The organism is Leisingera sp. NJS204, from assembly GCF_004123675.1.
Taxonomy (GTDB): Bacteria; Pseudomonadota; Alphaproteobacteria; order Rhodobacterales; family Rhodobacteraceae; genus Leisingera.
In genome coordinates this window covers 2044636-2071043 of sequence record NZ_CP035417.1, presented here as the reverse complement: position 1 = coordinate 2071043, position 26408 = coordinate 2044636, and the positions used below count along the sequence as shown (strand labels likewise).

Sequence of the window (26408 nt, the reverse complement as noted above, 5' to 3'; positions counted from 1 at the left end):
GACACCATGAAGAACCTGAAGAAACAGCGCCGGATCCAGGTCATTGCCGTTGCCGCAGTGGCTTTGGTGGTTGCAACCGCCCTGATCGGCTATGCCATGCGTGACGGGATCAACTATTTCCGCTCGCCCAGCCAGGTGGCCGAGGCACCGCCGAAACCGTCGGAAGTGTTCCGCATCGGCGGACTGGTTGAGGAAGGCACGCTGCAGCGCGGCCAGGGTGAAACCGTGCGTTTTGCGGTTACTGATGGAGGTGCGACGGTGCAGGTCGCCTATACCGGTGTGCTGCCGGATCTGTTTGAAGAGAACCAGGGCATGGTCGGCACCGGGCGTTACGTGAATGGCGTCTTTGAAGCCTCTGAAATTCTAGCGAAACATGACGAGACCTATATGCCCAAAGAAGTCATGGATGCGTTGAAGGAGCAGGGGGTCTATCAGGAACCCGAAACCTGAGACCGGTTTCTGACCAAATGGCTCCCGCCCAAAAGGCGCCTCCCTTCGGGGAGGCGTTTTGCGTTGGGCCGGGCGCCGCGCGGTGCGCGGCGCGGCAGCGTTCCTGAGGCGGTGTTGCGCAGCATGCGTACGCCGCTGTCAGGAGATCTTTTCGTATTTTCATGATGATTGCCTCACCAGAAAAGGGTGAGGTTCGATGCAGAGTGTTAAGGAAATCGCCGCTGAGATTGTGGCGCGGGAAGGCGGCTTTGTGAATGATCCGGATGACCCCGGCGGCGCGACCAAATACGGTGTGACCATCGGGACCCTGCGGCGGCTGGGGCTGGATGTGACCGGCGACGGGGATGTGGACGCCGGGGATGTGAAGGCGCTGACCCGCGCGCAAGCCGTGGCCATTTTCATCCGCCACTATTTCGACGCGCCCCGGATTGCCAGCCTGCCGGAGTGCCTCCAGGCCACGGTCTTTGATATGTATGTGAATGCCGGCAGCAACGCTGTGCGCATCCTGCAGCGGTTGCTGCGCGATATGGGGTACAGGGTTGCGGTGGACGGCACAATCGGACCGCAGACGGCAGGCGCCGCCGCCGATGCTGCCACCGTTGATGCGACGGGCCTGCGCGACGCCTATGGCATCGCGAGGCGCAATTATTACTTCCGTCTGGCAGACCGCCGGCCGGCCAGCCGCAAATACGCCCGCACCCGCGCGGGCGGCAAAGGCGGCTGGATCAAACGGGCCGAGGAATTCATCTCGCCGAACTACCATCTGAACCAGCAGGCCTTTCAGGAAAGGATCGCGGCATGGGGGTAATCTCTGACATTCTGGGGCTTATTTTTGGCAGCCAGCGTAATGTTTTGCGGGAAACTGCCGAAGTCTTTCGCGAAAACGCTGAAGCCGGTGCCGCCCGTGCCCATGACGTTCAGATTGCAGCGCTTGGCCAGTTTGGCACCGAATTTCACCAGCCCGCAAAAGGTTGGTTTGACCACCTTATGGATGGGGTGAACCGGTTGCCGCGCCCTCTGCTGGCCCTGGGAACGCTGGCGCTGATGGTGTCTGCGCTGAGCGACCCGGTGTGGTTCGCCGCCCGGATGCAGGGGCTCGCGCTGGTGCCGGAACCGTTGTGGTGGCTGCTGGGCGTTATTGTCTCCTTCTATTTCGGGGCGCGGCATCAGGTGAAGGCGCAGGAGTTTCAGCATGGTCTGGCGGCCAGCATGGCGCGGGTTCCCCAGGCCGTCGAAAACATCGCCGCGCTGAACAGGCTGCGGGCCGATTCACCTGCGGCGGCCTCTACCGGCACCGACGCCGCAGCGCGGTTTCAGGCCACGGCTGGGGACACAAATCCGGCGCTGGAAGCCTGGAAAGCCCGTCGCGGCTGATCACATTTTAGCGGCTGCGGCGGCATGGCGCGGCGAATGCCATTGGCGCCCGCAGCAGACAGGCGTATAGGAAAATACATGATTACAGAGCTTGGCCACTTCGCCCTTATCCTCGCCTTCATGATAGCCATCGTGCAGGCCGTTATCCCCCTGATCGGCGCCCATAAACGCTGGCCCGGCTGGATGGCCGTGGCGGAACCCGCGGCACAGGCGCAGTTCCTGTTCACCGCCTTTGCCTTCGGGGCGCTGACCTGGGCGTTCATCACCTCTGATTTTTCGCTGAAGCTGGTGACGCTGAACAGCCATTCGGCCAAGCCGATGCTCTACAAGATCTCCGGCACTTGGGGAAACCACGAGGGCTCAATGCTGCTGTGGGTGCTGATCGTTGCCCTGTTCGGGGCGATGGCCTCGGTGTTCGGCGGCGGGCTGCCGCCCACGCTCAAGGCGCGGGTTCTGGCGGTGCAAGCAGCCATTGGCGTGGCTTTTTATGCCTTTATCCTGTTCACGTCCAATCCGTTCCTGCGTCTGGCAGTGCCGCCGTTTGACGGGCAGGATCTGAACCCGCTGCTGCAGGATCCGGGCCTCGCCTTCCATCCGCCGTTTCTATACCTCGGTTATGTCGGGCTGAGCATGGCGTTTTCCTTTGCCGTTGCTGCCCTGATCGAAGGCCGCATTGATGCCGCCTGGGGCCGTTGGGTGCGGCCCTGGACGCTGGCGGCCTGGATCTTCCTGACCATCGGTATCGGGCTGGGCTCCTGGTGGGCCTATTACGAGCTGGGCTGGGGTGGGTTCTGGTTCTGGGACCCGGTTGAGAATGCCTCCTTCATGCCCTGGCTGCTGGCGGCGGCGCTGCTGCATTCCGCCATTGTGGTGGAGAAACGAGAGGCGCTGAAGAGCTGGACCATCCTGCTGGCGATCCTGGCCTTTGGCTTCTCGCTGATTGGCACATTCATCGTGCGCTCGGGCATCATCACCAGTGTGCATGCCTTTGCCAACGACCCGGAACGCGGCGTGTTCATTCTGTTCATCCTGGCGTTTTTCACCGGCGGCGCGCTGACGCTGTTTGCGGCCCGCGCCCAGGCGATGGAGGCCAAGGGCGTCTTTGGCATGGTCAGCCGAGAAAGCGCGCTGGTGGCCAATAACATCCTGCTGGCGGTCAGCTGCTTTGTGGTCTTCTTCGGCACTGTCTGGCCGATCCTCGCGGATATGCTGCTGGACCGAAAGCTAAGCGTCGGCCCGCCGTTCTTCAATTCTGCCTTTACCCCTTTCATGATCGCGCTGGGGCTGATCATGCCGGTTGGCGCCATGCTGCCGTGGAAACGCGGCCGGATCGGTCGCACTGCCTGGCAGCTGCGTTATGTTTTTGTTCTGGCGGTGTCGCTGGGTGTGCTGGCTTGGGCTCTGCAGACCGGCAAGTCCGCGCTGGGGCCGGTGGGTTTGTTCCTGGGCTCCTGGATGGTGTTCGGGGCGCTGGCTGATTTGTGGCTGCGCAGTGGCAAATCGGGCCGCCTGCAACGGATGCTGCGGCTGCCGCGTGCCGATTGGGGCAAGGCCGTGGCCCATGGCGGGCTGGGCATCACCATCTTTGCCATCGCCGGCCTGACCGCCTGGGAACAGGAAGATATCCGCGTGGCCCGCATCGGCGAACCCTTTGACGTTGGTGCCTTTACCCTGATGCTGACGGATGTCAGCCGGGAACAGGGCCCGAACTACTTTACCACCAAAGGCCGGGTCGAGGTGACACGCAACGGGCAGCCCGAAGCGGTGATGTTCCCGGAAAAGCGCGACTATCCGGTCAGCCGGATGCCAACCACCGAGGCCGCGATTGATTACCGTGTCACTCGCGACCTTTACGTGGTGCTGGGCGATCAGCAGGCCGATGGCAGCTGGACCATGCGCACCTATATCAAACCCCTTGCCAATTGGATCTGGGGAGGCTCTATCCTGATGGCGCTTGGCGGGCTGCTGAGCCTTAGCGACCGGCGTTTCCGCGTTGCTGCAGGCGCGCGCAAGGCACCGGAAACAGGAGTGCCCGCGGAATGAAAACCTTGCGCCTTTTGATCCTGGCACTGGCCGGATTTGCTGCTGTCGCTGTCATCGCGCCCGCTCCGGTGCTGGCAGTGGAGCCGGATGAGGTGCTGGCCGATCCAGCACTTGAAAGCCGCGCGCGGGAGCTGTCCAAGGATCTCCGCTGCCTGGTTTGCCGCAATGAAAGCATTGATGAGTCCAACGCCGAACTGGCCCGTGATCTGCGTGTCCTGGTACGCGAGCGGCTGGTTGCGGGTGACAGCGACAGCGAGGCGATGAGTTTTATCGTCGACCGTTATGGTGAGTATGTGCTGCTGCGCCCCACCACCGGCGGCGCCAACTGGCTGTTGTGGGCTGCAGGCCCGCTGATGCTGCTGGCCGCGCTTGTGATCGCCGTCTTCTATGTGCGGGGACGCGCCCGCGCGCCCAAGGCCGCCGAGCAGGGGCTGAGCGCTGACGAGCAGGAGCGGCTGCGGAAAATCCTGAAGGATTGACGCCGGGTCCGGCTTTCCGGCGGGCGGGCTTTCCGTCACCATACCGGCAAATGGCCAGGCACACGTGTTTCTGGCCCCTGAACGCAAGTTACGTGAGGCACTCCGATGGACTATAAGGAAATCCTGTTTTCTCTGCAGGACGGGCTGGCGGTTGTCACCCTGAACCGAGAAGCGCGCAAGAACGCGCTTAACAGCCGGATGCGGTCCGAGATCACCCATGCGATGCGCATGGCGTCTTCCGAGGCCCGCGCTGTGGTGCTGACCGGGGCGGGCGATGCGTTCTGCTCGGGCCAGGATCTGAGCGACGCAGGCAGCAACGGCGGCCAGCTGGATCTGGAACGCACGCTGCGCGACGAGTACCTGCCGATGCTGCAGGCGATTTATGATTGCCCGGTGCCGGTTGTGGCGGCCGTCAACGGTGCCGCTGCCGGGGCAGGGGCCAATCTGGCGCTGGCCGCCGATGTGGTGATCGCCGCTGAAAGCGCGTTTTTCATGCAGGCCTTCAGCAAAATCGGCCTGATCCCGGACGCCGGCGGCACCTGGTTCCTGCCGCGCCAGATCGGCCTAGCCAAATCAATGGGGGCAGCCCTGTTTGCCGACCGCGTCAGCGCCCGGCAGGCCTGTGACTGGGGGATGATCTGGGAAGCGGTGCCGGATGCAGAGTTCGACGCCCATTGGCGGAAGCGCGCGGAATATTTGGCCAGCGGCCCCAGCAAGGCTTTTGCCGCCACCAAATCCGCCCTGCGCGAAAGCTTTGGCCGCACATTGGCCGAGCAGCTGTCGGAAGAAGCGCATCTGCAGGGCCAATGCGGCAAGACCCGCGATTTCCTGGAAGGCGTCACCGCCTTCATGGAAAAGCGCCCCGCGAAATTCGAAGGGCGCTGAGCAGTTTCAGGCCGGCTGAGAATTGAAAGAAAATGCCGGGGAGTGTCTCCGGCATTTCATTTCAGGCGCGGGTCAGCACCATAACGTTGCCTGCTGTAATCAGACCACCGGCGCCTTGGATACGAGCAAAAACCTCGCCATCTGCCAGCAGCAGAGCGTCATCCTCATCACCGAATTGGTCAAGAGTGTTCTCAACTGTGATTTCTGGCGGCGTGCCTTCGCCATCGTGAGAATAGACGATAACATCTTCAAGGCGGCTGTAGTCTGTCAGAACGACCGGTTCATCGCCGGCCTCGATCCAATCGCCGAGGATCAGTTCATCCAGGCCTTCTCCCAGGCTCACTGTGTCGCCGTTGCCTGCGATAACATCGTCATTGCCGCCGCCCGCCTGGATCACATCCGCATCTTCGTCGGTATCGTGGTTCAGCTCAGGTTCCAGTTGCACGTCAACATCCGGATCATCGTTGGCGGCCCTTTCTCTGCCGGCTTCTACGACATTGTCCGGATCAAAGGCGCTGGTCGACACAATGAAATCGTTGCCTGCATCCCCGATCAGAGTATCGCTGCCCGTGCCGTCAATGATTGAATCATGGTCGGAGCCTCCCCGCAGGAAATCGTCACCTTCGCCGCCAACCAGCAGATCCTGTCCGCCTTGGCCAAACAGCCGGTCGTTTCCGGCATTGCCGTCTACTATGTCGTCGCCGTCCTTGGCGAATATTGTGTCCTCGCCGGATCCGCCCGCCAGGTCGTCGTTATCCTCTGTGGCGTCGGCGGTGGTGTCGCCCTTGGTAATGCCATCGTCGTCATCATCCAGGGCAATGGCAACGCCGCCGATGGTCAGGCCGATACCGAGCAAGATCAAGAGTTCCATGTCACCAATCCCATAGTCAGCTGGCAGAGGGCGTTTGCAAATGCGTGCGCAGGGCCGCCCTGCCAGAAGTAAGTAAACCTGACGGTTTGGTATTGAGTTTGATTGTCTTAGTCAAACACTTCTAAATATTGAACTTTCCATAGAAACGGTCTGAGTAATGATCCGGAATTGTCGCTGTTTAATGGCTGTTGCGGTGGCATTGCCTTCGGGGCCTAGCCCCGCAAAACACAGACTCTCTTGGAGACCGCAAAAGAAAACGCCCCGCGAATTGCGGGGCGTTTGAATGTTCATTGCAACTGGCGGTCAGCGCTTTTCGATGTCGATGTAATCGCGCATGGTCTCGCCCAGGTACAGCTGGCGCGGGCGGCCGATCTTGTTCTGCGGATCGGCGATCATCTCTTTCCACTGCGAGATCCAGCCGACGGTGCGCGACAGCGCAAAGATCGGAGTGAACATCGACGTCGGGAAACCCATCGCCTCAAGAATGATACCCGAGTAGAAATCGACGTTGGGGAACAGTTTCTTTTCGATGAAGTAGGGGTCGTTCAGCGCGGTCTGCTCCAGCTCCTTGGCAACTTGCAGCAGCGGGTTGTCCTCGACGCCGAGCAGATCCAGAACCTCGTCCGCGGATTGCTTCAGCACGGTCGCGCGCGGGTCGGTGTTTTTATAGACGCGGTGGCCGAAACCCATCAGGCGGAACGGATCGTTCTTGTCCTTGGCGCGTGCGATAAACTCGGGGATGCGGTCGACCGAGCCGATTTCCTTGAGCATTTCCAGGCAGGCCTGGTTGGCGCCGCCGTGGGCCGGACCCCAGAGGCAGGCAATGCCGGCGGCGATACAGGCAAACGGGTTTGCGCCCGAGGAAGAGGCCAGACGCACGGTCGAGGTGGAAGCGTTCTGTTCGTGATCCGCGTGCAGGGTCAGGATGCGGTCCATCGCCCGGCTCAGGATCGGGTTCACGTGGTATTCCTCAGCCGGAACCGAGAAGCACATGTGCAGGAAGTTGGCTGCGTAATCCAGATCGTTCTTCGGATACACAAACGGCTGGCCGATCGAATATTTATAGGCCATCGCGGCAATGGTCGGCAGTTTGGCGATCAGACGCACGGCGGCGACTTCGCGCTGCCACGGATCGGTGACATCCAGCGAGTCGTGATAGAAGGCCGACATCGCGCCGACCACGCCAACCAGCGTCGCCATCGGATGCGCATCGCGGCGGAAGCCGCGGAAGAAGTTGTGCATCTGCTCATGCACCATGGTGTGACGGGTCACACGGGTCTCGAAATCCTCCAGCTGGGTGACGGTCGGCAATTCGCCGTAAAGCAGCAGGTAGCAAACCTCGAGGTAGTGCGATTTCGATGCCAGCTGGTCGATCGGGTAGCCGCGGTGCAGCAGTTCGCCCTTGTCGCCGTCAATATAGGTGATGGTGCTGTCGCAGCTGGCGGTCGAGGTGAAGCCCGGGTCATAGGTGAACACACCTGCCTTCGCGTAGAGCTTGCGGATGTCGAGAACATCGGGCCCGGCCGTTGGCGAGAAAATGGGCAGCTCGTAGGTTTCGCCATTCAGGCTGAGCGTGGCAGATTTCTGTGTCTCGGTCATGGATGTCCCTTCCTGTTACAGGCACGAGAGCGGCCGTGCAGGCGTCTTCATGCGGGGCAGCGCCTGCGCGGAGTCGCGCAGGGGTTGTGTTATCAAAACAGGCTTACCCGGGAGTTAAGGACCGGTTTCAGCCTGTTGCGTCTTGGAGCCGGGCAATGGTTTCATCGCGGCCCAGAATCAGCATCATATCGAACACCGAAGGCGTTACCGCCCGGCCCGCCAGTGCTGCCCGCAAAGGGCCTGCCAGCTTGCCGAACTTGGTATCATGGGCTTCTGCAAATGCGTTCAGAAGCGCCTCCAGATCGTCACGGACCCAGCTAGCATTTTGCAGCTGCGGCGTCAATTCACCCAGTATACCATCGGATACAGAAGATAGCGCCTTTTCTGCCTTCGCATCCCGGTCAATTGGCCGTGATGAAAGGATAAAATGCGCTTTTTCAAGCAGTTCAGGGAAGGTGCGCGCCCGGTCCTTGAGGCAATACATCGCAGCTTCCAGCCCCTGTGACTGTGCGTCAGTCAGGGCAGTTTCTCCGGCTGCGCCCAGATAGGCGCTGATTTCTTGCCGCAGTGCGGCGTCGTCGCTAACGGCGATATGCTGACCGCTGAGATTCTCCAGCTTCTTGGTGTCGAACCGGGCCGGGCTTTTGCCGATGCCATCAAAGTTAAACCACGCCTTGGCCTGATCGTCCGTAAAAAATTCGTCATCGCCATGCGACCAGCCCAAACGGGCCAGATAGTTGCGCATGCCGGCCGCCGGATAGCCCATCGCCTGGTATTCCTGCGCCCCCAAGGCACCATGGCGTTTGGACAGTTTTTTGCCGTCCGGCCCGTGGATCAGCGGGATATGCGCCCAGACCGGCACGTCCCAGCCCATCGCCTCATAGATCATCATCTGGCGGGCGGCGTTGTTCAGGTGGTCATCGCCGCGGATCACATGGGTGACGCCCATATCGTGATCGTCGACCACAACCGCCAGCATGTAAACCGGCGTGCCGTCCGAGCGCAGCAGGATCATGTCATCAAGCTGATCGTTCCTGATGGTGACGTCGCCCTGAACCTCATCCTTGATAACGGTAACGCCGCTTTGCGGCGCTTTGATGCGGATCACAAAAGCTGCATCCGGGTGGCTGGAGGCATCTGCGTCGCGCCAAGGCGAGCGGTAGAGGGTGGATTTTCCTTCGGCCTTGGCCTGTTCACGGAAGGCGGCGATTTCGTCCTGGCTGGCAAAACACTTATAGGCCTTGCCTTCGTCCAGCAATTGCCTGGCGACCTCGGCGTGGCGGTCTGCGCCCTCAAACTGGCTGATCACCTCGCCGTCATGATCCAGGCCCAGCCACGCCATGCCCTGCAGGATGGCGGCGGTCGCCTCGGGCGTGGAGCGTTCGCGGTCGGTGTCTTCAATGCGCAGCAGGAACTTGCCGCCGCGGCCACGGGCATAAAGCCAATTGAACAGCGCGGTACGGGCGCCGCCGATGTGCAGAAAGCCGGTGGGAGAAGGCGCGAAACGGGTGACAACCGGTTGGGTCATGAGCGGGATTTACCTTTTGGAAACCATGTGAGGTTTAGAGTTTCAGCCTGTCTACCGGGCCAGAAGGCGGGGGGCAAGCATGCGGCCGAGCACAGCCATTGCAGACCTGCTGCAGGCGCAGCGGGGACATCTGTTCCCCTGGACCCCGGTGTTTCTCGGGACCGGGATCGGTGCCTATTTTTCTTTGAAGTCGGAGCCCGGCGCCACCGTGTTTGCCGGGCTGGCGATGTGTGCGCTGCTGATGGCAGCCGGCGCCATGTCCCGGCGGTCGCTGGCGTTTTTACTGTGGGCGCCTGCACTTGCGGCGGCGGGGCTGTGCCTGGCCGGGGCACGGGCGCACCGGGTGTCGGCTCCGGTCCTGGATTTCCGCTACTACGGGGCGGTGGAGGGACGTGTCGTGGCTGTCGACCGCTCGCCGACCGACGCCCTGCGGCTGACCCTGGATCAGGTTCGGCTGGACCGGGTGGCGGCGGAAAACACGCCGGCCCGTGTCCGCATATCATTGAAAGCGCAGGAACAGGTGCCGCCGCCCGGCGCCAGGGTCATGACCACCGCGCATTTGCTGCCGCCGCAAGGGCCTGCCGAACCCGGCGGGTTCGATTTCCGCCGCCATGCCTGGTTCAAGCAGCTGGGCGGTCTGGGGTACACAAGGGTTCCGGTGCTGCTGGCAAAGGCACCCGGCCAAGGCCTGCCAGTGGAACGCCTGCGCAGGAATATGGCGCAGGGCTTGCAAGACCGTATAGCCGGAGAGACGGGCGGGTTTGCAGCCGCAATTACCACCGGCGACCGCAGCGGCGTGGGGCAACAAACGCTGACTGCCCTGCGGCAAAGCAACCTGGCGCATCTTCTGGCCATTTCGGGATTGCATATGGGGCTGCTCACCGGATTTGTCTTTGCGGCGCTGAGAGTTGCGTTCAATCTGATACCTGCCCTGGCCCTGCGATGGCCGGTCAAGAAACTGGCAGCGCTTGCGGCGCTGACTGCCGGCGCGGGGTATCTTGCCTTGTCAGGCGGCAATGTGGCGACAGAGCGGGCTTTTGTCATGGTGGCGGTGATGTTTGGCGCTGTGCTGCTGAACCGGCGGGCGATTACCCTGCGCGCAGTTGCAGTGGCCGCCTGGATTGTGCTGCTGCGGCGCCCGGAAAGCCTGCTGAGCCCTGGTTTCCAGATGAGTTTCGCCGCAACGGCGGCACTGGTTGCGGTCTTTGCCGCGCTGCGGGACGGGGAGGTTCCGTTGGGGCCGCGATGGCTGCGGCCGGTTCTGGCGCTGGTGATTTCATCTGCGGTGGCCGGCGCGGCAACCGCCCCCTTTGCTGCGGCGCATTTCAATACGGTGCCGCATTACGGGCTGCTGGCGAACCTGTTGTCTGTTCCGGTCATGGGCTCGATTGTTATTCCGGCTGCGGTGCTGGCACTGTGCCTGGCGCCGTTTGGCCTGGAAATGATCGGGCTGACAGTTATGCGATGGGGGCTGGACTGGATCCTGGCAGTCGCGCAGGCCGTCTCGGAATTCGAAGGGGCGCTGTCGCATGTGCCCGCGCCGGGCGTCTGGGTTCTGCCGCTGTTTGCTGCGGGCATGCTGTTTGCGGTGATCTGGCAAGGACGGCTGCGGCTGGCAGGGCTGCTGCCAGCGGCCTGCGCGCTGCTGATGTGGGGCGCGGCAGAGCGTCCTGTTGTCCTGATTGCTGATTCTGGCGGGCTGGTTGGCGTGATGGCGCCGCACGGCCGGGCCTTGTCCCGGGCCAAAGGGCAGGGGTTTACTGCAAAAATCTGGCTGGAGAATGATGGCGACCCGGCAGGGCAGATCGCCGCCGCGGCGCGCTGGAGCGGTGAAACAGAGGCTTTGCCGATTTGGCAAGGACCGGGATTCCGGCTGGTTCATGCGCCTGGGAAACGTAAGCTCGCGCAGGCAAGTGCCTGTAAAAAGGGAGACATCATCGTTTCCACAGTTACGGCGCAAACGCCGGAAAACTGTCTGCTGCTGACACCGGCAGTGATGCGCCAAACGGGCAGCATCGCCGTGACCGCGACAGGCGGTCTGCAGACATCCCGCAGTGTGTCTGGACAGCGGCTGTGGACAGGATGGCAGCCGGAGGGGGCTGAAATCAGCCACCTCCGGAGGATTCTTGGCCAGGAAAACCCTTAATAAGTGCGGATCAGCCCAACCAGCTGGCCCTGGATCTGCACCTGATCTTCCGGGTAGCACCGGGTTTCATAGGCCGGGTTGGCGGCTTCCAGCGCGATCATGCTGCCCTGGCGCTGGTAGCGTTTCAGCGTCGCCTCGTGCCCCTCGACCAATGCAACAACAATATCGCCGTTATCAGCAGTACCGGTTTCACGGATCACCACGATGTCGCCGTCATTGATGCCGGCCTCGATCATCGAGTCGCCCTTGACCTCCAGCGCGAAATGCTGGCCGTTCGGCGCGATCATACCGCCCGGAACTGCCACCTGATGCGACACTTGGCTGATCGCCTCGATCGGCACACCAGCGGCGATGCGGCCCATCACCGGCAGTTCCACAGCAGCCTGGCGCATTGGCTTTGCGGTGGCAGGGGCGGAGGGCGAAGGCTGTGTTTGACCGCCGTCGATCACCTTTGGCGCAAAGCCCTGTCCGTCCGGTGCTCCGCCCAGGCTTTCCGGCAGGCGGATAATCTCAATCGCGCGGGCGCGGTGCGGGAGGCGGCGGATAAATCCGCGCTCTTCCAGTGCAGTGATCAGCCGGTGAATGCCTGATTTAGACCGCAGGTCCAATTCGACCTTCATTTCATCGAAACTGGGCGGCACGCTGTCGCGCTGCAGACGTTTGTGAATGAATTCCAGCAGTTGCAGTTGCTTTTTTGTGAGCATCGCCGCTCCCTCCGCGCCTCGGGTTTTCTTTTGTTCTACGCATGTTCCCGTTTTGTGTCAATATCGCAGTCCCTGGCGTGGCGTAAAAGAGAACGCGCCTGGGGCGCGTGCCTCCGGCGGGAGTATTTTTGCAAAGCTGAAAGGGGTTTAGATCGGCAAGTATTGCACAATATCGCCTACGCTGCGCGCGCCGTCCTTGGGGGGGCGGACCAGCAGGGCGTTGGCTTCGGCCAAAATGGTGAGCAGGGAGCTGTCCTGGTTGTCAAACGCTTGCAACTGGCCGCTTTGCACATTTGCCCGCATGTAGTGCTCGCGCGGACCATTGGCCGTCAGGGGGGCGCAAAGGACGGCCGTCAGCAAGTGCTGCTGCGATGGTGCAGGCAATCCCAGCATGGATCGCACCATCGGGGCCAGAAACACGTGGCCGCAGACCATGGCCGATACTGGATTGCCGGGCAGGCCAACCATAGCAGCGCCATTCATCCGGCCGGCCATCAGCGGTTTGCCGGGGCGCATAGCAACCCTGTAGAAACTGCGCTCCATCCCGAGATCCTGCGCCACCTTGCCGACCAGATCATGATCACCAACCGAGGCGCCGCCGATGGTGACAACCAGATCAGCGCCCTCGGCCAGTTCAAAGGCCGTGCGCAGCGAGCTTTCGGTGTCACGGGCGATGGGCAGGATGCGGGCACGGGCGCCAAGGTCTTCGAGCATCGCTTTGAGGCCAAAGGTGTTGGAGGCAATGATCTGGTCCGGTCCTGGGGTGCCGCCGGGCATCACCAATTCGTCGCCGGTGGAGATCAGTGCAATCTCCGGGCGGCGGGTGACGGGTATCGCGGGGATGTTCATGGCTGCCAGCAAGGCAATGTCAGCCGGTGTCAGGCGCTTGGGGGCCGTGACGGTCTGGCCATCGGTGAAATCGCCGCCGCGAGGGCGGATGTTGTGGTTGCTGCCGGGGGCGCCGGTGATGGTGATAAGGTCGCCGTTGCGGGTTGTATCTTCTTGTATAACAACAAAACTTGCGCCTTCAGGTACCGGTGCACCGGTAAAGATACGCACGGCCTGGCCCGCGCCGGCGCGGCCCTGAAATGCGTGACCGGCGGCGGCTTCGCCGATCACCTTGAACATGGCGTGCTGCTCAACCTCAGCGGCGTTCACAGCGTAACCGTCCATTGCTGAGGCGGAGAACGGCGGCTGATCACGGCGCGCTTGCAGATCAGCCGCCAGCACCCGGCCCGCGGCCTGTGCCAGCGGCACCTGTTCGGTTTCAAGCTGTTGAACAAGCGTTAAAAGATGCGCGCGGGCTTCGCTGACCGGGATCATTTACGCCTCGTACTTGCCTGATTTTCCGCCATCTTTCAGCGTCACGCGGATGCCGCCGATCTGCATCGCCTTGTCCACGGCCTTGGCCATGTCATAGACGGTGAGCGCGGCAGTGGAGACGGCGGTGAGCGCCTCCATCTCAACCCCGGTCTGGCCGGTGGTCTTGACCGTCGCCTCAACCCGCACGCCGGGCAGGTCCGGGTCCAGTGTCAGCTCCACCGCAACCTTGGTCACCGGCAGAGGGTGGCAGAGCGGGATCAATTCCGGCGTCTTCTTGGCGCCCATGATGCCCGCGAGACGGGCCACCGACAGGACATCGCCCTTCTTGGCACGGCCTTCAGCAATGATATCAAAGGTTTCCCGGGCCATGGTAATGTGGCCCTCAGCGGTGGCGATACGCGAAGTCACAGCCTTGTCTGAGACGTCGACCATATGGGCGTCGCCCTTGGTGTCGAAATGGGTGAGGCTCATTGCGATCCTCCTTTACATCATGCCAGGCATCAGCGGATTGGCGAGCAGCGCACGGGTGGCACCGGCGACATCGTCCTGCCGCATCAGGCTTTCGCCGATGAGGAAAGTGCGCGCACCGTAACGGGCCATGTCGCTGAGGTCCTCAGGCGTGGACAGCCCGCTCTCGCAAACGATGGTGCGGTCGGCTGGCACCATGCGCGACAGTTCCCGGGTGGTGTCCAGTGTGGTCTCAAACGTCTTGAGATTGCGGTTGTTGATGCCCATCAGCGGCGATTTCAGGTTGCAGGCGCGCTCCAGTTCCTCGGCGTCATGCACCTCCAGCAGAACATCCATGCCCCAGTCAAAGGCGCTTTCCTCCAGCTCCTGCGCCTGGGCGTCTGAGACCGAGGCGAGGATGATCAGGATGCAGTCGGCACCCAGGGCGCGGGCCTCAGCCACCTGATAGGTGTCATACATGAAGTCCTTGCGCAGCGCAGGCAGCGAACAGGCTGCGCGGGCTTGGTTCAGGAACTCCTTGGCGCCTTGGAAGCTGGGGATGTCGGTCAGGACAGACAGGCAGGTCGCGCCGCCGTCCTCATAGGCCTTGGCCAGTTCCGCCGGTTCGAAATCAGGGCGGATCAACCCCTTGGAGGGGCTGGCTTTCTTGATCTCGGCAATCAGACCGTAACCGCTGCGGTTGGCTTGATTCAAGCTCTCGGCAAAGCCGCGCACCGGGGAGGCATCGCGCGCCTCAGCCTCGACCGCCTCCAGCGGTTTGGCGGCCTTGGCGGCAGCCACTTCTTCCAGTTTGTAGGCCTTGATCTTGTCGAGCACGTTTTTGGTCATACCAGTTTCACTCATGCCTGGGCCTCCGTTCCTGCGTTCCAGTCTATGGCAGTTTCACCGCGGGCGGCGAGCCAATTGTTCACTTTTGAAAAGGGCCGGGACCCGAAGAAACCGCGCCGCGCCGACAACGGCGAGGGATGGGCTGTTTTCAGGATCAGGTGATCGCCCGGTTTGATATGTTTTTCAAGCTTTTGTGCAGCATTTCCCCACAGAATGCATGCGGTGGGGGTTTGTGAGGCCAGTTCCAGCACCTGATGCACCAGGTGGTGCCAGCCAAAGTGCTTGTGACCGTTTGCCTCGCCTGCGGGAACTGACAGCGCAGTGTTCAAAAGCAGAACACCCTGGCGCGCCCAGCCGTGCAGGTCCGCATTCGTGCGGGTGACACCAAGATCATCCTCCAATTCCTTGTAAATATTGGACAATGAGCGGGGAAAGGGGCGGACGTCCGGCTCGGCTGAGAAGGCGAGCCCATGGGCGTGGCCCGGCGTCGGATAGGGATCCTGCCCCAGGATCACCACGCGAGTGTCCTCAGGCTGGGTCAGCTCCAGCGCAGCGAACCGCTGATGCGCGGGCGGCAGGATGGTCCGGGGATCCTCAGCAATTGCAGCTGAGATCCCGGGCCAGTGGTCGGTGAAAAAGGGCAGGCTGGACCAGGCGCCCAGCCCCGGCGGAAGATCGGTCATGCGGCTGAGGTGATCCGCGCCAGTGCCTCGACCTTGGACTTGGCCGCGCCGCTGTCGATGGACTCCGCCGCGCGCGCGACACCTTCCTTGAGGTCGGCAGCCTTACCCGCGACAACCAGCGCAGCGGCAGCGTTCAGCAGCACCGCATCCCGGTAGGCAGAGGGCGTGCCTTGCAGCAGAACCCGGAAGGCCATTGCGTTTTCTTCAGGGGTGCCGCCGACAATCATGTCAAAGTCATGCACCGGCAGGCCTGCGTCCTCGGGGTGGAGTTCGACATCGCGGATGCTGCCGTCTTCCTCCAAAGCGGAGACCCAGCTGACGCCGGTAATTGTCAGCTCATCCGTGCCGTCAGAACCGTGCACCAGCCAGGCGCGTTCCGACCCCAGGGCTTTCAGCGTTTCCGCCATCGGACGGATCATCGCGCGGCTGAAAGCGCCGGTCAGCTGGCGTTTCACGCCGGCCGGGTTGGTCAGCGGGCCGAGGATGTTAAAGATAGTGCGGGTGCCAAGCTCGGACCGGGTGGGCATTACATGTGCCACCGCCGGGTGATGCATGGGCGCCATCATGAAGCCGATACCGGCCTCATTTATTGCCTTTTCAACCGCTTGCGGGCCGACCATCACGTTAATGCCCATCTGGGACTGCATGTCGGCAGTGCCGGATTTGGAGCTGAGGTTGCGGTTGCCGTGTTTGGCAACCACCACGCCTGCGCCGGCCGCCACAAAGGCAGTGGCGGTGGAGATGTTGAGGGTGTTCTTGCCGTCACCGCCGGTGCCGACGATGTCCATGGCACCCGCAGGCGCTTTCACCGGGTTGCATTTGGCGCGCATCACGGCGGCGGCAGCAGCGTATTCGTCAACGCTTTCGCCACGGGTGCGCATCGCCATCAGAAGGCCGCCGATCTGGCTGGGCGTGGCCTCGCCCTCAAACAGCAGAGTGAAAGCGGTTTCAGCCTCCTCGCGGGTCAGCGACCGTTCCGCCGCGGCGCCGATAAGCGGTTTCAGGCGGTCGCTCATGCGGGCACCTGCATCACGTCGAGAAAGTTTTTCAGCAGCGCATGACCGTGCTCAGATGCAATCGATTCCGGATGGAACTGCACACCGTGGATCGGCAGCTCGTTATGCTGCAGGCCCATGATGGTGCCGTCTTCCAGTTCAGCGGTGATTTCCAGGCAATCCGGCAGGCTGTCGCGCTCAACCACCAGAGAATGGTAGCGGGTTGCGTCAAAAGGTGTCGGCAAGCCTTTGAAAACACCGGTATCCTTGTGGTGCATCTTACCCATCTTACCGTGTACGATCTCGTGGCAGCGGATCACCTTGCCGCCAAAGGCCTGGCCGATGGTCTGATGGCCCAGGCAAACACCCAGCAAGGGTATGCCGGTTTCGGCTGCGGCTTCGGTCAGCGCCAGGCAGATGCCGGCCTGATCCGGGTCGCAGGGACCGGGCGACAGCAGAATGCCTGAGGGCTTCATTGCCATGGCTTCTTGCACGTTGATGGCGTCGTTGCGGCGGACTTCCATTTCCGCGCCCAGCTCACCCAGATAATGGACGAGGTTGTAGGTAAAGGAATCGTAGTTGTCTATCAGCAGCAGCATCGTAGCGGGCTCTTTTAAGGGTGGCGGGCGGAGGGCACGCCGCAGTATAGTGGTCGAAACATACATGTTCAGGGATACGGGGCAGCGTCAAGGGCAGGATAGGCGAATGCCGGAGTGAACAGAAACAGGGTTCGCTCAGGCACGCTGGAACGGCGCGGCACCGAAAACGGATTGAGAGGCAAAACAGGCATGCGTGGATTTCTGGGCGGCGTGAGTGTCGGGGCATTGCTGGCCGCGGGCGGGCTGGCGATGCTGTCTTTGTCGGTGCCCTTGCCGGACAGCGGTGCCGATACCGCAGCGGTGCCGGCCCCTGCCACGCATGATCCTGGCGATGCGCCGCAGATGCCAAACGGCGGCACCGACGCCGCCACGGACGCTGCCGGAGCGCCCGCCAGCAGCCAGGGACGTGATGCAGATCTTGTTGAGGCACAGCCGGCCGCGCCGGCCGAAACCGGTGGCAGCGATGACCTGAACGCGCTTGCGGGGGCGGATACCGCGCCGGCCGGCAAACCCGAGGTCGGGCAGTCAGCGGCGCTTATCGCTTCCAGCGATCCGGAAACAGCGGCAGCACCGGGTTTGGCAAAGGGACCGGATGCGCCTCTGCCGCAGGCCGTTCAGCCTGCGGTGCCGCAGGCCCCGGGCGCTGAGTCCGCCGTTATAGCTGCCACCGAGCCAGCACCGGAACCCGCGCCCGAGGCGCCCGAAATTGCTCAAGAGGATACGGCAGAGGCTGCGCAGCCTGATGCCATGGCGGTTCCGGTTGAGACACCGGAGACCTCTGCTGTTCTGGCGCCGGATATCGGCAGCGCGCCGCAGGCTATCACGCTGCCGGTAATCGGTGCGGCACCGGTTCTGCCAGAGGCTGGCGGCGACAGCGGCGAGAGTATTTCTGACAGCGAAACAGGTCAGGAATCTGCGGTTGCAGGGCAAGAGGCTTTGGCACCAAGTATCGGCACACCGGTTGTTCCGCTGACCGACCGGGACAAGCCGCAGGACGCCAGGTTTGCCACGGCGGGGGTATCGGACCAGACGCCGTTTACCGCCTATGCCGAACCTTTTGACAATCCGGAAGACCGGCCGTTGATGTCGATTGTGCTGATCGACGACGAGGGGGCTGTCGGGGCCGAAGCGCTGGCGGAATTCCCCTATCCGTTGAGCTTTGCCATTGATCCGGAAGACCCGCAGGCTGCATCAAAGATGGCCGCGCGCAGGGCGGCGGGGTTCGAAGTGCTGATGCTGGCGGATCTGCCGCGATCTGCGTCGCCGCAGGACGCGGAGACGGCGCTGGAGGTTTGGCGCGGCAAGCTGCCGGAGGCCATGGCGATCCTCGAAGGCATCGGGACCGGGGTGCAGGGCAACCGGGCGCTGGCGGATCAGGTTGCAGCAGTTGCGGCCTCGGCCGGCTACGGGCTGGTGACCCAGGACAGCGGATTGAACACGGTGCAGAAACTGGCGCTGCGCGACGGTGTGCCGGCCGGTGTTGTGTTCCGCGATTTTGACGGCGCCGGTCAAAACCCGCGGTCGATCCGGCGGTTTCTGGATCAGGCAGCGTTCCGGGCCGGGCAGGAAGGCGCGGTGATCATGCTTGGACGGTTGCGCCCTGATACGATTTCAGCGCTGCTGATCTGGGGCCTGCAGGACCGGGCCGCCCGGATTGCGCTGGCGCCGGTCTCAGCCAGTTTGGAAGCAAACCTGCCGGCCAAGTAAAAACGGCGCCCAAGGCGGGCGCCGTGCCTTCGGCGTGGGTATTTTAAACCAGAAAGAAGCCGCAGAGCAGTCCTGCGCTGCAAGTCCTATCGGTTGCCGTTGCCGGTGAAACGGGCAGCATCCGCTGCCGCGCGGCGGATGGCATTGGATTTATGGACGGTCTCCATGTACTCGGCCTCCGGGTCGCTGTCATAGACCACGCCGCCGCCGGCCTGAATATAGAGGCTCTGATCCTTGACGATGGCGGTGCGCAGGGCAATGCACATGTCCATGTCGCCGCCTGCCGAGAAATAGCCGACACCGCCGCCATAGATACCGCGTTTTTCCGGCTCCAGCTCGTCGATGATCTCCATCGCCCGGACCTTGGGGGCGCCGGAGACGGTGCCTGCGGGCATCCCGGCAAAGAAAGCGTCGAGCGCGTCCTTGTCCTCGGCCAGTTCGCCGACGACGTTGGAGACGATGTGCATCACGTGGCTGTAGCGTTCGATGATGAACTTCTCCGTCGGGCGCACGGTGCCGATTTTTGCGACCCGGCCGGTGTCATTGCGGCCCAGATCCAGCAGCATCAGATGTTCGGCCAGTTCTTTCTTATCGGCCAGCAGGTCCAGTTCCAGCGCCTTGTCTTCTTCGGGTGTGGCGCCGCGGGGGCGGGTGCCTGCGATGGGGCGGATGGTGACCTCCTGCCCGAAAACGCGGACCAGGATTTCCGGGGACGCGCCCACCACCTGGAAGCCGCCGAAGTTGAAGTAGAACATGAAGGGCGACGGGTTGGTGCGGCGCAAGCTGCGGTAAAGCGCGAAAGGCGGCTGGCGGAAGGCTTGCGTCCAGCGCTGTGCCGGCACCACCTGGAAGATGTCACCTGCGCGGATGTAGTCCTTGGCTTTTTCCACCGCGGCCATGTAGCCGTCCTTGGTGAAGTTCGACACGGGCGGGGCAACTTCATCCGCGTCACCCAGATCGCGGCTTTCGGCGGGCATGGCGCGTTCCAGATCGCGCACCGCGTCCATCACCCGTTCGGCGGCTTGGGCATAGGCGGCCTTGGCGGTCTGGCCATCGCTGGACCAGACGGGGGAGACCACGGTGACCTCGCCCTTGACCCCGTCCAGCACGGCAATCACCGAGGGGCGCAGCATCAGCGCGTCGGGCAGGCCGAGCGGATCGGGGTTCACATCAGGCAGGTGTTCAACCAGGCGGATCATGTCATAGCCCAAGTAGCCGAACAGCCCGGCTGCGGCCTGCGGCAGATCATCGGGCAGGTCGATCCTGCTTTCGGCAATCAGCGCCCGCAGGTTGTCCATCGGGTTGCCGTCCTGCGGGGTGAAATCATCCGCATCAAACCGGGCTGAGCGGTTCAGGCTGGACTGATCGCCGTGGCAGCGCCAGACCAGATCAGGTTTCATACCGATGATCGAATAGCGCCCGCGCACCTCGCCGCCGGTGACAGATTCCAGCATGAAGGCGTCCTTTTGGGCGCCGGTCAGCTTGAGCATCAGCGATACAGGCGTGTCGAGATCGGCGGCAAGGCGGGTGTAAACGACCTGGTTCTCGCCGGCCTCGTAAGCCTTGGCGAATGTGTCGAAATCGGGGGTCAGAGCCATTGGTGCTTGCCTTGATTACTGAAAGTTCGCCTGCGCTGCATTCAGCGCCTGCTGGTCGACACGGGGTTCGGCGCGGGCCTGGACGTCCTGCACATAGGCCTGGAACAGCTCCTGGGCCAGGGCCTGGTTCAGCTGCGCCTGCAAGGCCTGGGTGAGCAGGTTCATGTCATCGCTGGCTTCCGGCGGCAGAATACCGTCAAGGCGGACGGCCACAGCCGACTCCGCATCCTGCAGCAGGCGGAAGTTTCCGACCTCCATTTCGAAGACCTGGGTGACCAGGTCTGCGGGTACTGTGTCGATGTAGGCTGTGCGGGTCAGGCCGGTCTCGGTTTTGACTTCAGCCCCTTCGGCAAAGCCGCCGGCACTCTCTGCCTGGGCCAGAAGCGCCTCACCCTGCTCACGCAGCGCGGTGGCGAGGCGGTCGGCCTGCCATGCGGCGAGGACCTTATCCTTGGCATCGGCAAAGGGTTCCGGACGTTCCGGCAGGACCTCGTCCAGGCGCAGGGCGAACAGGCTGCCATCGTCCAGGAAGTCCACAGCCGGGAAGTCCTCGGCGGTGACGGCGGCGGCGGCGGTGCGGAAGCCTTCATAAGCTGCGATGCCATCGCTGGTATTGTCTGTCCAATGGATCTGAACCAGCTCCAGCCCGCTTTCGGTTGCGAGTTCTTCAAGCGTAGCGCCACCGGCCAGAAGGTCGTCGATGTCTTCGGCCTGGGCCTCTACCAGACGGCGGGTGCGGTCGGACGCCAGTTCCTCGCGCAGGTCCGGCATTGCCTGTTCAAAGGTCGTGATCTGGGCCTCAAGGCGGCCGTTCACACGGTACAGTGCCGGACCGAGATCAGAGGGCAGGGGGCCTGCCACATCGCCGACCTGGGCGGCAAACACATCGGTGCCAGCGGCGCCGAGCGCGCCCATGGTCACATCGCCCATGTCAATATCCTGCAGGGTCAGGCCGCGGGCATCAACCAGGCTTTCGAATGTCGCACCGCCGGTTTCCAGCTGTGCCTTGGCGCTGGCAGCAGCATCGTCATCGGCAAACACCAGACGTTCCACCAGACGGCGCTCGGGCACCTGGTACTGGCTGGAGCGGTCATTGAACAGCTGGCGCAGGGCGGCCTCGTCGATCTCCACTTCGTCCAGCAGCATCGAGGGACGCAGCGCGGCGTAGGTGATCACCTTGGTTTCCGGCAGCATGAACTGGTCCTGTGCGGCCTCGTAGAAGGCTTGCAACTCGGCATCCGCAGGAACCTGGGCGGTCAGGGCGATGTCAGCGGCGTTGATCTGCACATAGGAAAAGCTGCGGCGCGCGCCGATGAAACCGGTCAGGGTTTCGGTCAGGGTCGCCGGCATTTCAGTGCCGGACAGAACCGCGTTCTGGACGATGGTGCGGGCGGCTTCGCGGCGCAGGTCCTCTTCGAATTCCTTTTCGGACAGGCCTGCGTTGCGAAGGGCAAAACTATAGGCCTCGCGGTCAAAAGCGCCGTTCACGCCTTGGAAGGCATCGATGGCGCCCAGCTCTTCGATCAGGTTTTCGTCACCGATCGACAAGCCCAGGCCCTTCGCCTCGTGATCGAGCGCTGCCAGCGAGATCAGGCGGCCAAGGACCACCCGGTCAAGACCAAAGGCGCTGAGCTGCGCCATGGAAACGGCCTGGCCGGTTTGCGCCTGCAGGCCGCGCTGCTCGCGCTGCAATTCCCGCACATAGGTGCCGATGCTGACTTCCTCGTCGCCGACACTGGCAACCGAGGAGGCGGAGCTGGTGAAATTCACCGCGCCAAATCCGGCAAGGCCGACGATCAGCATCCCCATCAGGATCCAGACAAAGGTTTTGGATAGCTTTTTCATGCCTGCGGCCATGATGCCCTCTTTATTGTTCTGCCGTGCAAGGGGTCGCCTTGCAGCGGGAAATGCCGCTGACTGAATACGCGGCTGCCCGCAGAGGGGCAAGATGGTTGCGGATCAAACTGCTGCGTGATCAGGGATTAAAGGCGGCCAGCCGGTCAAACAGCGTCTGGATGCCTGTCCGGTCCGCATTGGCAAAGGCAATGCGGAACTGGCGCGCGCCATCCGGATCATCTGCGGGCATGAACATGGAGCCCGGCAGCATCAGAACCGAAGCCTCTGACACCAGCCGTTTGGCGATGTCTTCCGACGGCAGGTCGAACGGATGCGCGACATAGGCAAAGTAGGCGCCGCATCCGAGCAGCTTCCAGCCCTTGGCGGCCAGAACAGGAAACCCGTCTTCGATTGCTGCGCGGCGGTTGAGGATTTCCTGCCGCTCTCCGGCCAGCCAGCCCTGCAGGTTTTCAATTCCCCAAAGGGCGCCGGCCTGGCCCAGCTGCGAGGGGCAGATGGTGACGGTGTCCAGAAACTTCTCCATTTCGAACATCTTGTCCGGCGAAGCAACAACCGCACCGACCCGGTGGCCGGTCAGCCGGTAAGCCTTGGAGAAGGAATAGAGGTGGATCAGGGTCCGGTCCCAGCCGTCCAGCTGGAACAGCCCATGCGGCGCGCCTTCGCGGCTGTCAAAATCGCGGTAGGTTTCGTCCACGATCAGGGCAATGCCCCTGGCTTGGGCCAGATCAAAGAAAGCCTGCACCAGCCCGGAAGGGTATTCGACGCCGCAAGGGTTATTGGGGGTGACCAGCACGATGGCGCGGGTGCGGGGGGTGATCAGCGCCTCAGCGGCAGCAAGGTCCGGCAGCATACCGGCCCCAACGTGCAGAGGCATGGCAGTGACGCCTGCCATGTCCAGCCACATCTTGTGGTTAAAGTACCAGGGCACGGGGATGATCACCTCATCCCCCTCGCCGCACAGCGCGGCAATCGCAGCGGCAAAGGCCTGGTTGCAGCCGGAGGTGATACCAACCTGCTCTGCCCGCACGTCTGCTTGGTAGTGGCCGGAGATCTGCCGCGCCAGCGCCCGGCGCAACGGGTCATTGCCCAGGACGGGACCGTATAAATGCGCCTCAACATCATTGAGCGCTGCATCTGCGAGTGCCTGGCGCAGTCCTTGGGGCGGCGCTTCTGCCGGCGCGGCCTGGCTGACATTCAGCAGCGGGCGTTCTGGCGGGAATTCAACCCCGGCCACCCAGCGGCGCGATTCGACGATGGGCGAGACAAATGTGGCTTGGGTGCGGGGAAGGGGCATGTGAGGCTCCGGGCGGCAGCAGATAATGTCAGGTGCGCCGGACCGGGCGCCGGCACATGTCTGGCACGGCGCAATGGACAGCTCAAGCGGTAACGGCGGGTGCCGCCATGGCCAAAGAAAAAGGCGCGCTGTAACGCGCGCCTTTGGGGGCTTTCTGTCCGGACGGGATCAATCCTTGCCGCGGTAGGGCTCCACATATTGCAGCGCCATGTCCCAGGGGAAGAAAATCCAGGTGTCCTGGCTGACTTCGGTGATGAAAGTGTCCACCATCGGCCGGCCCTTGGGCTTGGCATAGACGGTGGCAAAATGCGCCTTGGGGTACAGCTGGCGCACCAGATCCAGGGTTTTGCCGCTGTCGACCAGATCGTCGATGATCAGGATTCCTTCGCCATCCCCCATCAGATCTGCATCGGGTGCTTTCAGCACCTCAGCTTCACCTTGGGACTGGTGATGGTAGGACCGCACCGAGATGGTATCGACGGTGCGGATGTCCAGCTCGCGGCTGACAATCATAGCCGGCGCCATGCCGCCGCGGGTGATTGCCACGACTGCGCGCCATGCGCCATCATCAGGGCCTTGCCCGTCCAGCCGCCAAGCCAAGGCGCGGCTGTCGCGGTGGATCTGGTCCCAGCTGATGTGAAAGCCTTTTTCGTGCGGCAGACGATCGGTCATGTTACTTGCTCCCCGCAAAGTCGCGTCAGCTTGCAGAAACCCAGGATGCCCCTGGGTTTCTTTCTGTATTCAGTTACTTGGAGATATCCGGTGCATCCACCGCCTTCATGCCCACCACGTGATAGCCGGCATCGACATGCAGGTTCTCGCCGGTCACGCCGGAGCTGAGGTCGGACAGAAGATAAAGCGCGGATTTGCCGACGTCATCAGTGGTCACGTTGCGGCGCAGCGGCGAATTGTATTCGTTCCACTTCATAATGTAGCGGAAATCGCCGATGCCGGAGGCGGCCAGGGTCTTGATCGGGCCGGCCGAGATCGCGTTGACGCGGATGCCGTCCTTGCCCAGATCCTCGGCCAGGTATTTGACCGAAGCTTCCAGTGCGGCCTTGGCCACACCCATCACATTATAGTGCGGCATCACCTGCTCGGCACCGTAATAGGTCAGGGTCAGCAGCGAGCCGCCCTCGCTCATCATCTTCTCAGCGCGGTTTGCCACCGCCGTGAAAGAGAAGACCGAGATGTCCATGGTCATCTGGAAATTGCTGCGGCTGGTGTCGACATAGCGGCCGCGCAGCTCGTTCTTGTCGGAAAAGCCGATGGCGTGGACAACAAAGTCCAGCTTGCCCCATTTGGCTTCCAGACCGGCGAATAAGGCGTCAATGGACGCTTCGTCCGAGACGTCGCACGGCAGCACGATATCGCTGCCCAGCTGCGCCGCCAGCGGGGCGACCCGCTTTTTCAGTGCGTCGCCCTGATATGAAAAGGCAAGCTCGGCGCCGGCATCGGCGCAGGCCTTGGCAATCCCCCAAGCGATGGATTTGTCATTGGCCAGGCCCATGATGAGGCCGCGCTTGCCGGCCATCAGGTGATTAGACATGCAGGTTCTCCGCCTGTGATCTGTGAATTAGAGGGTGTTTAGTATGCCGCGCGGGCCGCTTCAAGGGTGCACGCCCTTGTCGCGGGGCAGGAAGCTGCATAGGTTGCAACGAAATCCGCAAAGAGGTGCCCGATGTCCGACCGTACAGGTATATTTGCAGGTGACGATCCGTTTGCCATCGCCCGGTCCTGGCTGGGAGAGGCGGAACAGGCCGAACCCAACGATCCCAACGCCATTGCCCTGGCCACGGTGGATGAGACCGGATTGCCGAACAGCCGCATGGTTCTGCTCAAGGAAATCGAAGACGGCGCCTTTGTATTCTACACCAATTACGAGAGCGCCAAGGCGCAGGAGCTGGATCAGGCCGGCAAGGCCGCCTTTGTGGTGCATTGGAAATCGCTGCGCCGCCAGATCCGGGTGCGCGGCACCATCACCCGCGAAGACGGGCCGCAGGCGGATGAATACTACAAGTCCCGCTCGCTCAAGAGCCGGCTGGGGGCCTGGGCCTCAAAGCAGTCACAGCCGCTGGACAGCCGCGGCACGCTGATGGCCGAGGTGGCAAAGGTCACAGCCATGAAGGGTCCGAACCCGGACCGTCCGCCGTTCTGGGGCGGTTTCCGCCTGGTGCCGGTTGAGATAGAATTTTGGGCAGATGGCGCATTCCGGCTGCATGACCGGTTTCGCTGGCGCCGCAAGAACGCAGCTGCAGAATGGGAAATCCTGCGGCTCAATCCTTGAGCGGAAGTGGCAATGGCTTACCTTGGGTCAAGTGTAATTTCATGACAATTTCTAGACTTTTTAGCTTGAAATCCAAGGTCAGAATCGCGCATCAGGGCACCATCAAAATAAAAAAAACGCGGTAGGGAAAAGTACGTGGCAGAAGATCTGAGCAGCTTGCAGCAAATCCAGGGGCTGGTGAAGTGGTTCGATCCGGCCAAAGGATACGGATTTGTCGTATCTGACGAGGGCGGCGCGGATATTCTGCTCCACGTGAATGTACTGCGTAATTTCGGCCAAAGCTCTGTCGCGGACGGCGCCAGGATCGAGATTGTAACCCATCAGACCGACCGCGGTGTCCAGGCCGTTGAAGTGATCTCCATTCAGCCGCCCGAACGTGATGACACCCCGGTGCTGAGCGATTTTGCCGAACTGGACATGACCAGCCTGCAGAACGAACCGCTGGAGCCTGCCCGGGTCAAATGGTTCGACAAGGGCAAAGGGTTCGGTTTTGCCAATGTCTTTGGCCGCGGCGAGGATGTTTTCCTGCATGTCGAAGTGCTGCGGCAGTCCGGGCTGGCGGATCTGCAGCCGGGGGAAGCTTTGGCAATGCGGGTGATCGACGGCAAACGCGGCCGCATGGCGGTTGAAGTGCTGGCCTGGGAGGCTGCAATGCTCCCCGGCGACGAGGACTGAGGTCTTGATGCGGCG

General features: G+C 62.5%; 25 protein-coding genes. 10 read left to right on the top strand and 15 right to left on the bottom strand.

What is annotated here, in order from left to right; all coding sequences use genetic code 11:
* Positions 1-6 precede the first annotated feature (6 nt).
* The 6 genes from ccmE (at position 7) to ETW24_RS10145 (ending at position 5231) form a co-directional block, all read left to right on the top strand.
* Positions 7-450 carry a cytochrome c maturation protein CcmE gene (gene ccmE, locus ETW24_RS10170; RefSeq protein WP_129370954.1) on the top strand — a complete coding sequence of 148 codons (444 nt, stop codon included), beginning with the start codon at positions 7-9 and terminating at the stop codon, positions 448-450.
* 196 nt (positions 451-646) lie between these two features.
* Entirely contained in the window at positions 647-1258 is a 612-nt protein-coding gene (locus tag ETW24_RS10165; RefSeq protein ID WP_129370953.1) for a holin-associated N-acetylmuramidase, read from the top strand.
* Complete coding sequence (locus ETW24_RS10160) at positions 1249-1824, top strand: holin family protein (RefSeq protein ID WP_129370952.1); 576 nt, start codon at positions 1249-1251, stop codon at positions 1822-1824. Before ETW24_RS10165 ends, ETW24_RS10160 begins: the two co-directional genes overlap by 10 nt.
* A gap of 78 nt (positions 1825-1902) precedes the next feature.
* Entirely contained in the window at positions 1903-3867 is a 1965-nt protein-coding gene (locus ETW24_RS10155; protein WP_129370951.1) for a heme lyase CcmF/NrfE family subunit, read from the top strand.
* Positions 3864-4346, top strand: a complete 483-nt coding sequence (locus ETW24_RS10150) for a cytochrome c-type biogenesis protein (RefSeq protein ID WP_205877400.1) — start codon at positions 3864-3866, stop codon at positions 4344-4346. Before ETW24_RS10155 ends, ETW24_RS10150 begins: the two co-directional genes overlap by 4 nt.
* Positions 4347-4451: 105 nt before the next feature.
* On the top strand, positions 4452-5231 hold the full coding sequence (locus ETW24_RS10145; RefSeq protein ID WP_129370950.1) for an enoyl-CoA hydratase-related protein: 780 nt from the start codon (positions 4452-4454) through the stop codon (positions 5229-5231).
* A 61-nt stretch (positions 5232-5292) separates the two neighbouring features.
* Here ETW24_RS10145 and ETW24_RS10140 read toward each other — a convergent pair whose 3' ends face one another.
* The 3 genes from ETW24_RS10140 to gltX form a co-directional block, all read right to left on the bottom strand.
* The gene (locus ETW24_RS10140; protein WP_129370949.1) at positions 5293-6102 is read right to left on the bottom strand and encodes a calcium-binding protein; all 810 of its coding nucleotides are present in this window, start codon (positions 6100-6102) and stop codon (positions 5293-5295) included.
* 303 nt (positions 6103-6405) lie between these two features.
* Positions 6406-7701, bottom strand: coding sequence for a citrate synthase (locus ETW24_RS10135; RefSeq protein WP_129370948.1), 1296 nt, complete (start codon positions 7699-7701; stop codon positions 6406-6408).
* 127 nt (positions 7702-7828) lie between these two features.
* Positions 7829-9229 carry a glutamate--tRNA ligase gene (gene gltX / locus ETW24_RS10130; RefSeq protein WP_129370947.1) on the bottom strand — a complete coding sequence of 467 codons (1401 nt, stop codon included), beginning with the start codon at positions 9227-9229 and terminating at the stop codon, positions 7829-7831.
* Positions 9230-9308: 79 nt separating this feature from the next.
* Between gltX and ETW24_RS10125 the strand changes: the two genes are divergently transcribed.
* The gene (locus ETW24_RS10125) at positions 9309-11375 is read left to right on the top strand and encodes a ComEC/Rec2 family competence protein (RefSeq protein ID WP_129370946.1); all 2067 of its coding nucleotides are present in this window, start codon (positions 9309-9311) and stop codon (positions 11373-11375) included.
* Here ETW24_RS10125 and lexA read toward each other — a convergent pair.
* From lexA to ETW24_RS10090, 7 genes are all read right to left on the bottom strand, one after another.
* The gene (lexA, locus tag ETW24_RS10120; protein ID WP_129370945.1) at positions 11372-12079 is read right to left on the bottom strand and encodes a transcriptional repressor LexA; all 708 of its coding nucleotides are present in this window, start codon (positions 12077-12079) and stop codon (positions 11372-11374) included. The two genes, ETW24_RS10125 and lexA, sit on opposite strands and share 4 nt — an antisense overlap.
* Before the next feature lie 147 nt (positions 12080-12226).
* Positions 12227-13402 carry a molybdopterin molybdotransferase MoeA gene (locus tag ETW24_RS10115; protein ID WP_129370944.1) on the bottom strand — a complete coding sequence of 392 codons (1176 nt, stop codon included), beginning with the start codon at positions 13400-13402 and terminating at the stop codon, positions 12227-12229.
* Positions 13403-13873, bottom strand: coding sequence for a cyclic pyranopterin monophosphate synthase MoaC (moaC, locus tag ETW24_RS10110; RefSeq protein ID WP_129370943.1), 471 nt, complete (start codon positions 13871-13873; stop codon positions 13403-13405).
* 12 nt (positions 13874-13885) lie between these two features.
* Complete coding sequence (gene trpC / locus ETW24_RS10105) at positions 13886-14698, bottom strand: indole-3-glycerol phosphate synthase TrpC (RefSeq protein WP_129372894.1); 813 nt, start codon at positions 14696-14698, stop codon at positions 13886-13888.
* Positions 14699-14709: 11 nt separating this feature from the next.
* Positions 14710-15381 carry a uracil-DNA glycosylase gene (locus tag ETW24_RS10100; RefSeq protein WP_129370942.1) on the bottom strand — a complete coding sequence of 224 codons (672 nt, stop codon included), beginning with the start codon at positions 15379-15381 and terminating at the stop codon, positions 14710-14712.
* Positions 15378-16397: an anthranilate phosphoribosyltransferase gene (trpD, locus tag ETW24_RS10095; protein WP_129370941.1), complete on the bottom strand. Its 1020-nt coding sequence runs from the start codon at positions 16395-16397 to the stop codon at positions 15378-15380. Before trpD ends, ETW24_RS10100 begins: the two co-directional genes overlap by 4 nt.
* Entirely contained in the window at positions 16394-16975 is a 582-nt protein-coding gene (locus ETW24_RS10090) for an anthranilate synthase component II (RefSeq protein ID WP_129370940.1), read from the bottom strand. The genes trpD and ETW24_RS10090 overlap by 4 nt, the downstream gene beginning before the upstream one ends.
* A gap of 189 nt (positions 16976-17164) precedes the next feature.
* Between ETW24_RS10090 and ETW24_RS10085 the strand changes: the two genes are divergently transcribed.
* Positions 17165-18682, top strand: coding sequence for a polysaccharide deacteylase family 2 protein (locus tag ETW24_RS10085; protein ID WP_129370939.1), 1518 nt, complete (start codon positions 17165-17167; stop codon positions 18680-18682).
* An 86-nt stretch (positions 18683-18768) separates the two neighbouring features.
* On the opposite strand, the gene trpE is transcribed toward ETW24_RS10085, so the two are convergent.
* From trpE to fabI, 5 genes are all read right to left on the bottom strand, one after another.
* Complete coding sequence (trpE, locus tag ETW24_RS10075) at positions 18769-20280, bottom strand: anthranilate synthase component I (RefSeq protein WP_129370937.1); 1512 nt, start codon at positions 20278-20280, stop codon at positions 18769-18771.
* Positions 20281-20295: 15 nt separating this feature from the next.
* Positions 20296-22137 carry a peptidylprolyl isomerase gene (locus ETW24_RS10070; RefSeq protein ID WP_129370936.1) on the bottom strand — a complete coding sequence of 614 codons (1842 nt, stop codon included), beginning with the start codon at positions 22135-22137 and terminating at the stop codon, positions 20296-20298.
* A gap of 118 nt (positions 22138-22255) precedes the next feature.
* Positions 22256-23431, bottom strand: a complete 1176-nt coding sequence (locus ETW24_RS10065; protein WP_129370935.1) for an aminotransferase — start codon at positions 23429-23431, stop codon at positions 22256-22258.
* 168 nt (positions 23432-23599) lie between these two features.
* Positions 23600-24103 (bottom strand): xanthine phosphoribosyltransferase, encoded by a 504-nt coding sequence (gpt, locus tag ETW24_RS10060; protein WP_129370934.1) that lies wholly within the window; start codon positions 24101-24103, stop codon positions 23600-23602.
* A gap of 73 nt (positions 24104-24176) precedes the next feature.
* On the bottom strand, positions 24177-24980 hold the full coding sequence (fabI, locus tag ETW24_RS10055) for an enoyl-ACP reductase FabI (RefSeq protein ID WP_129370933.1): 804 nt from the start codon (positions 24978-24980) through the stop codon (positions 24177-24179).
* A 132-nt stretch (positions 24981-25112) separates the two neighbouring features.
* Here fabI and pdxH point away from each other — a divergent pair, with 132 nt between their 5' ends.
* Together pdxH and ETW24_RS10045 are read left to right on the top strand one after the other, a co-directional pair.
* Positions 25113-25718: a pyridoxamine 5'-phosphate oxidase gene (pdxH, locus tag ETW24_RS10050; RefSeq protein WP_129370932.1), complete on the top strand. Its 606-nt coding sequence runs from the start codon at positions 25113-25115 to the stop codon at positions 25716-25718.
* A 135-nt stretch (positions 25719-25853) separates the two neighbouring features.
* A complete protein-coding gene (locus ETW24_RS10045) occupies positions 25854-26393 on the top strand; it encodes a cold-shock protein (protein ID WP_129370931.1) in 540 nt (179 codons plus the stop codon).
* The last annotated feature ends 15 nt before the right edge of the window (positions 26394-26408 follow it).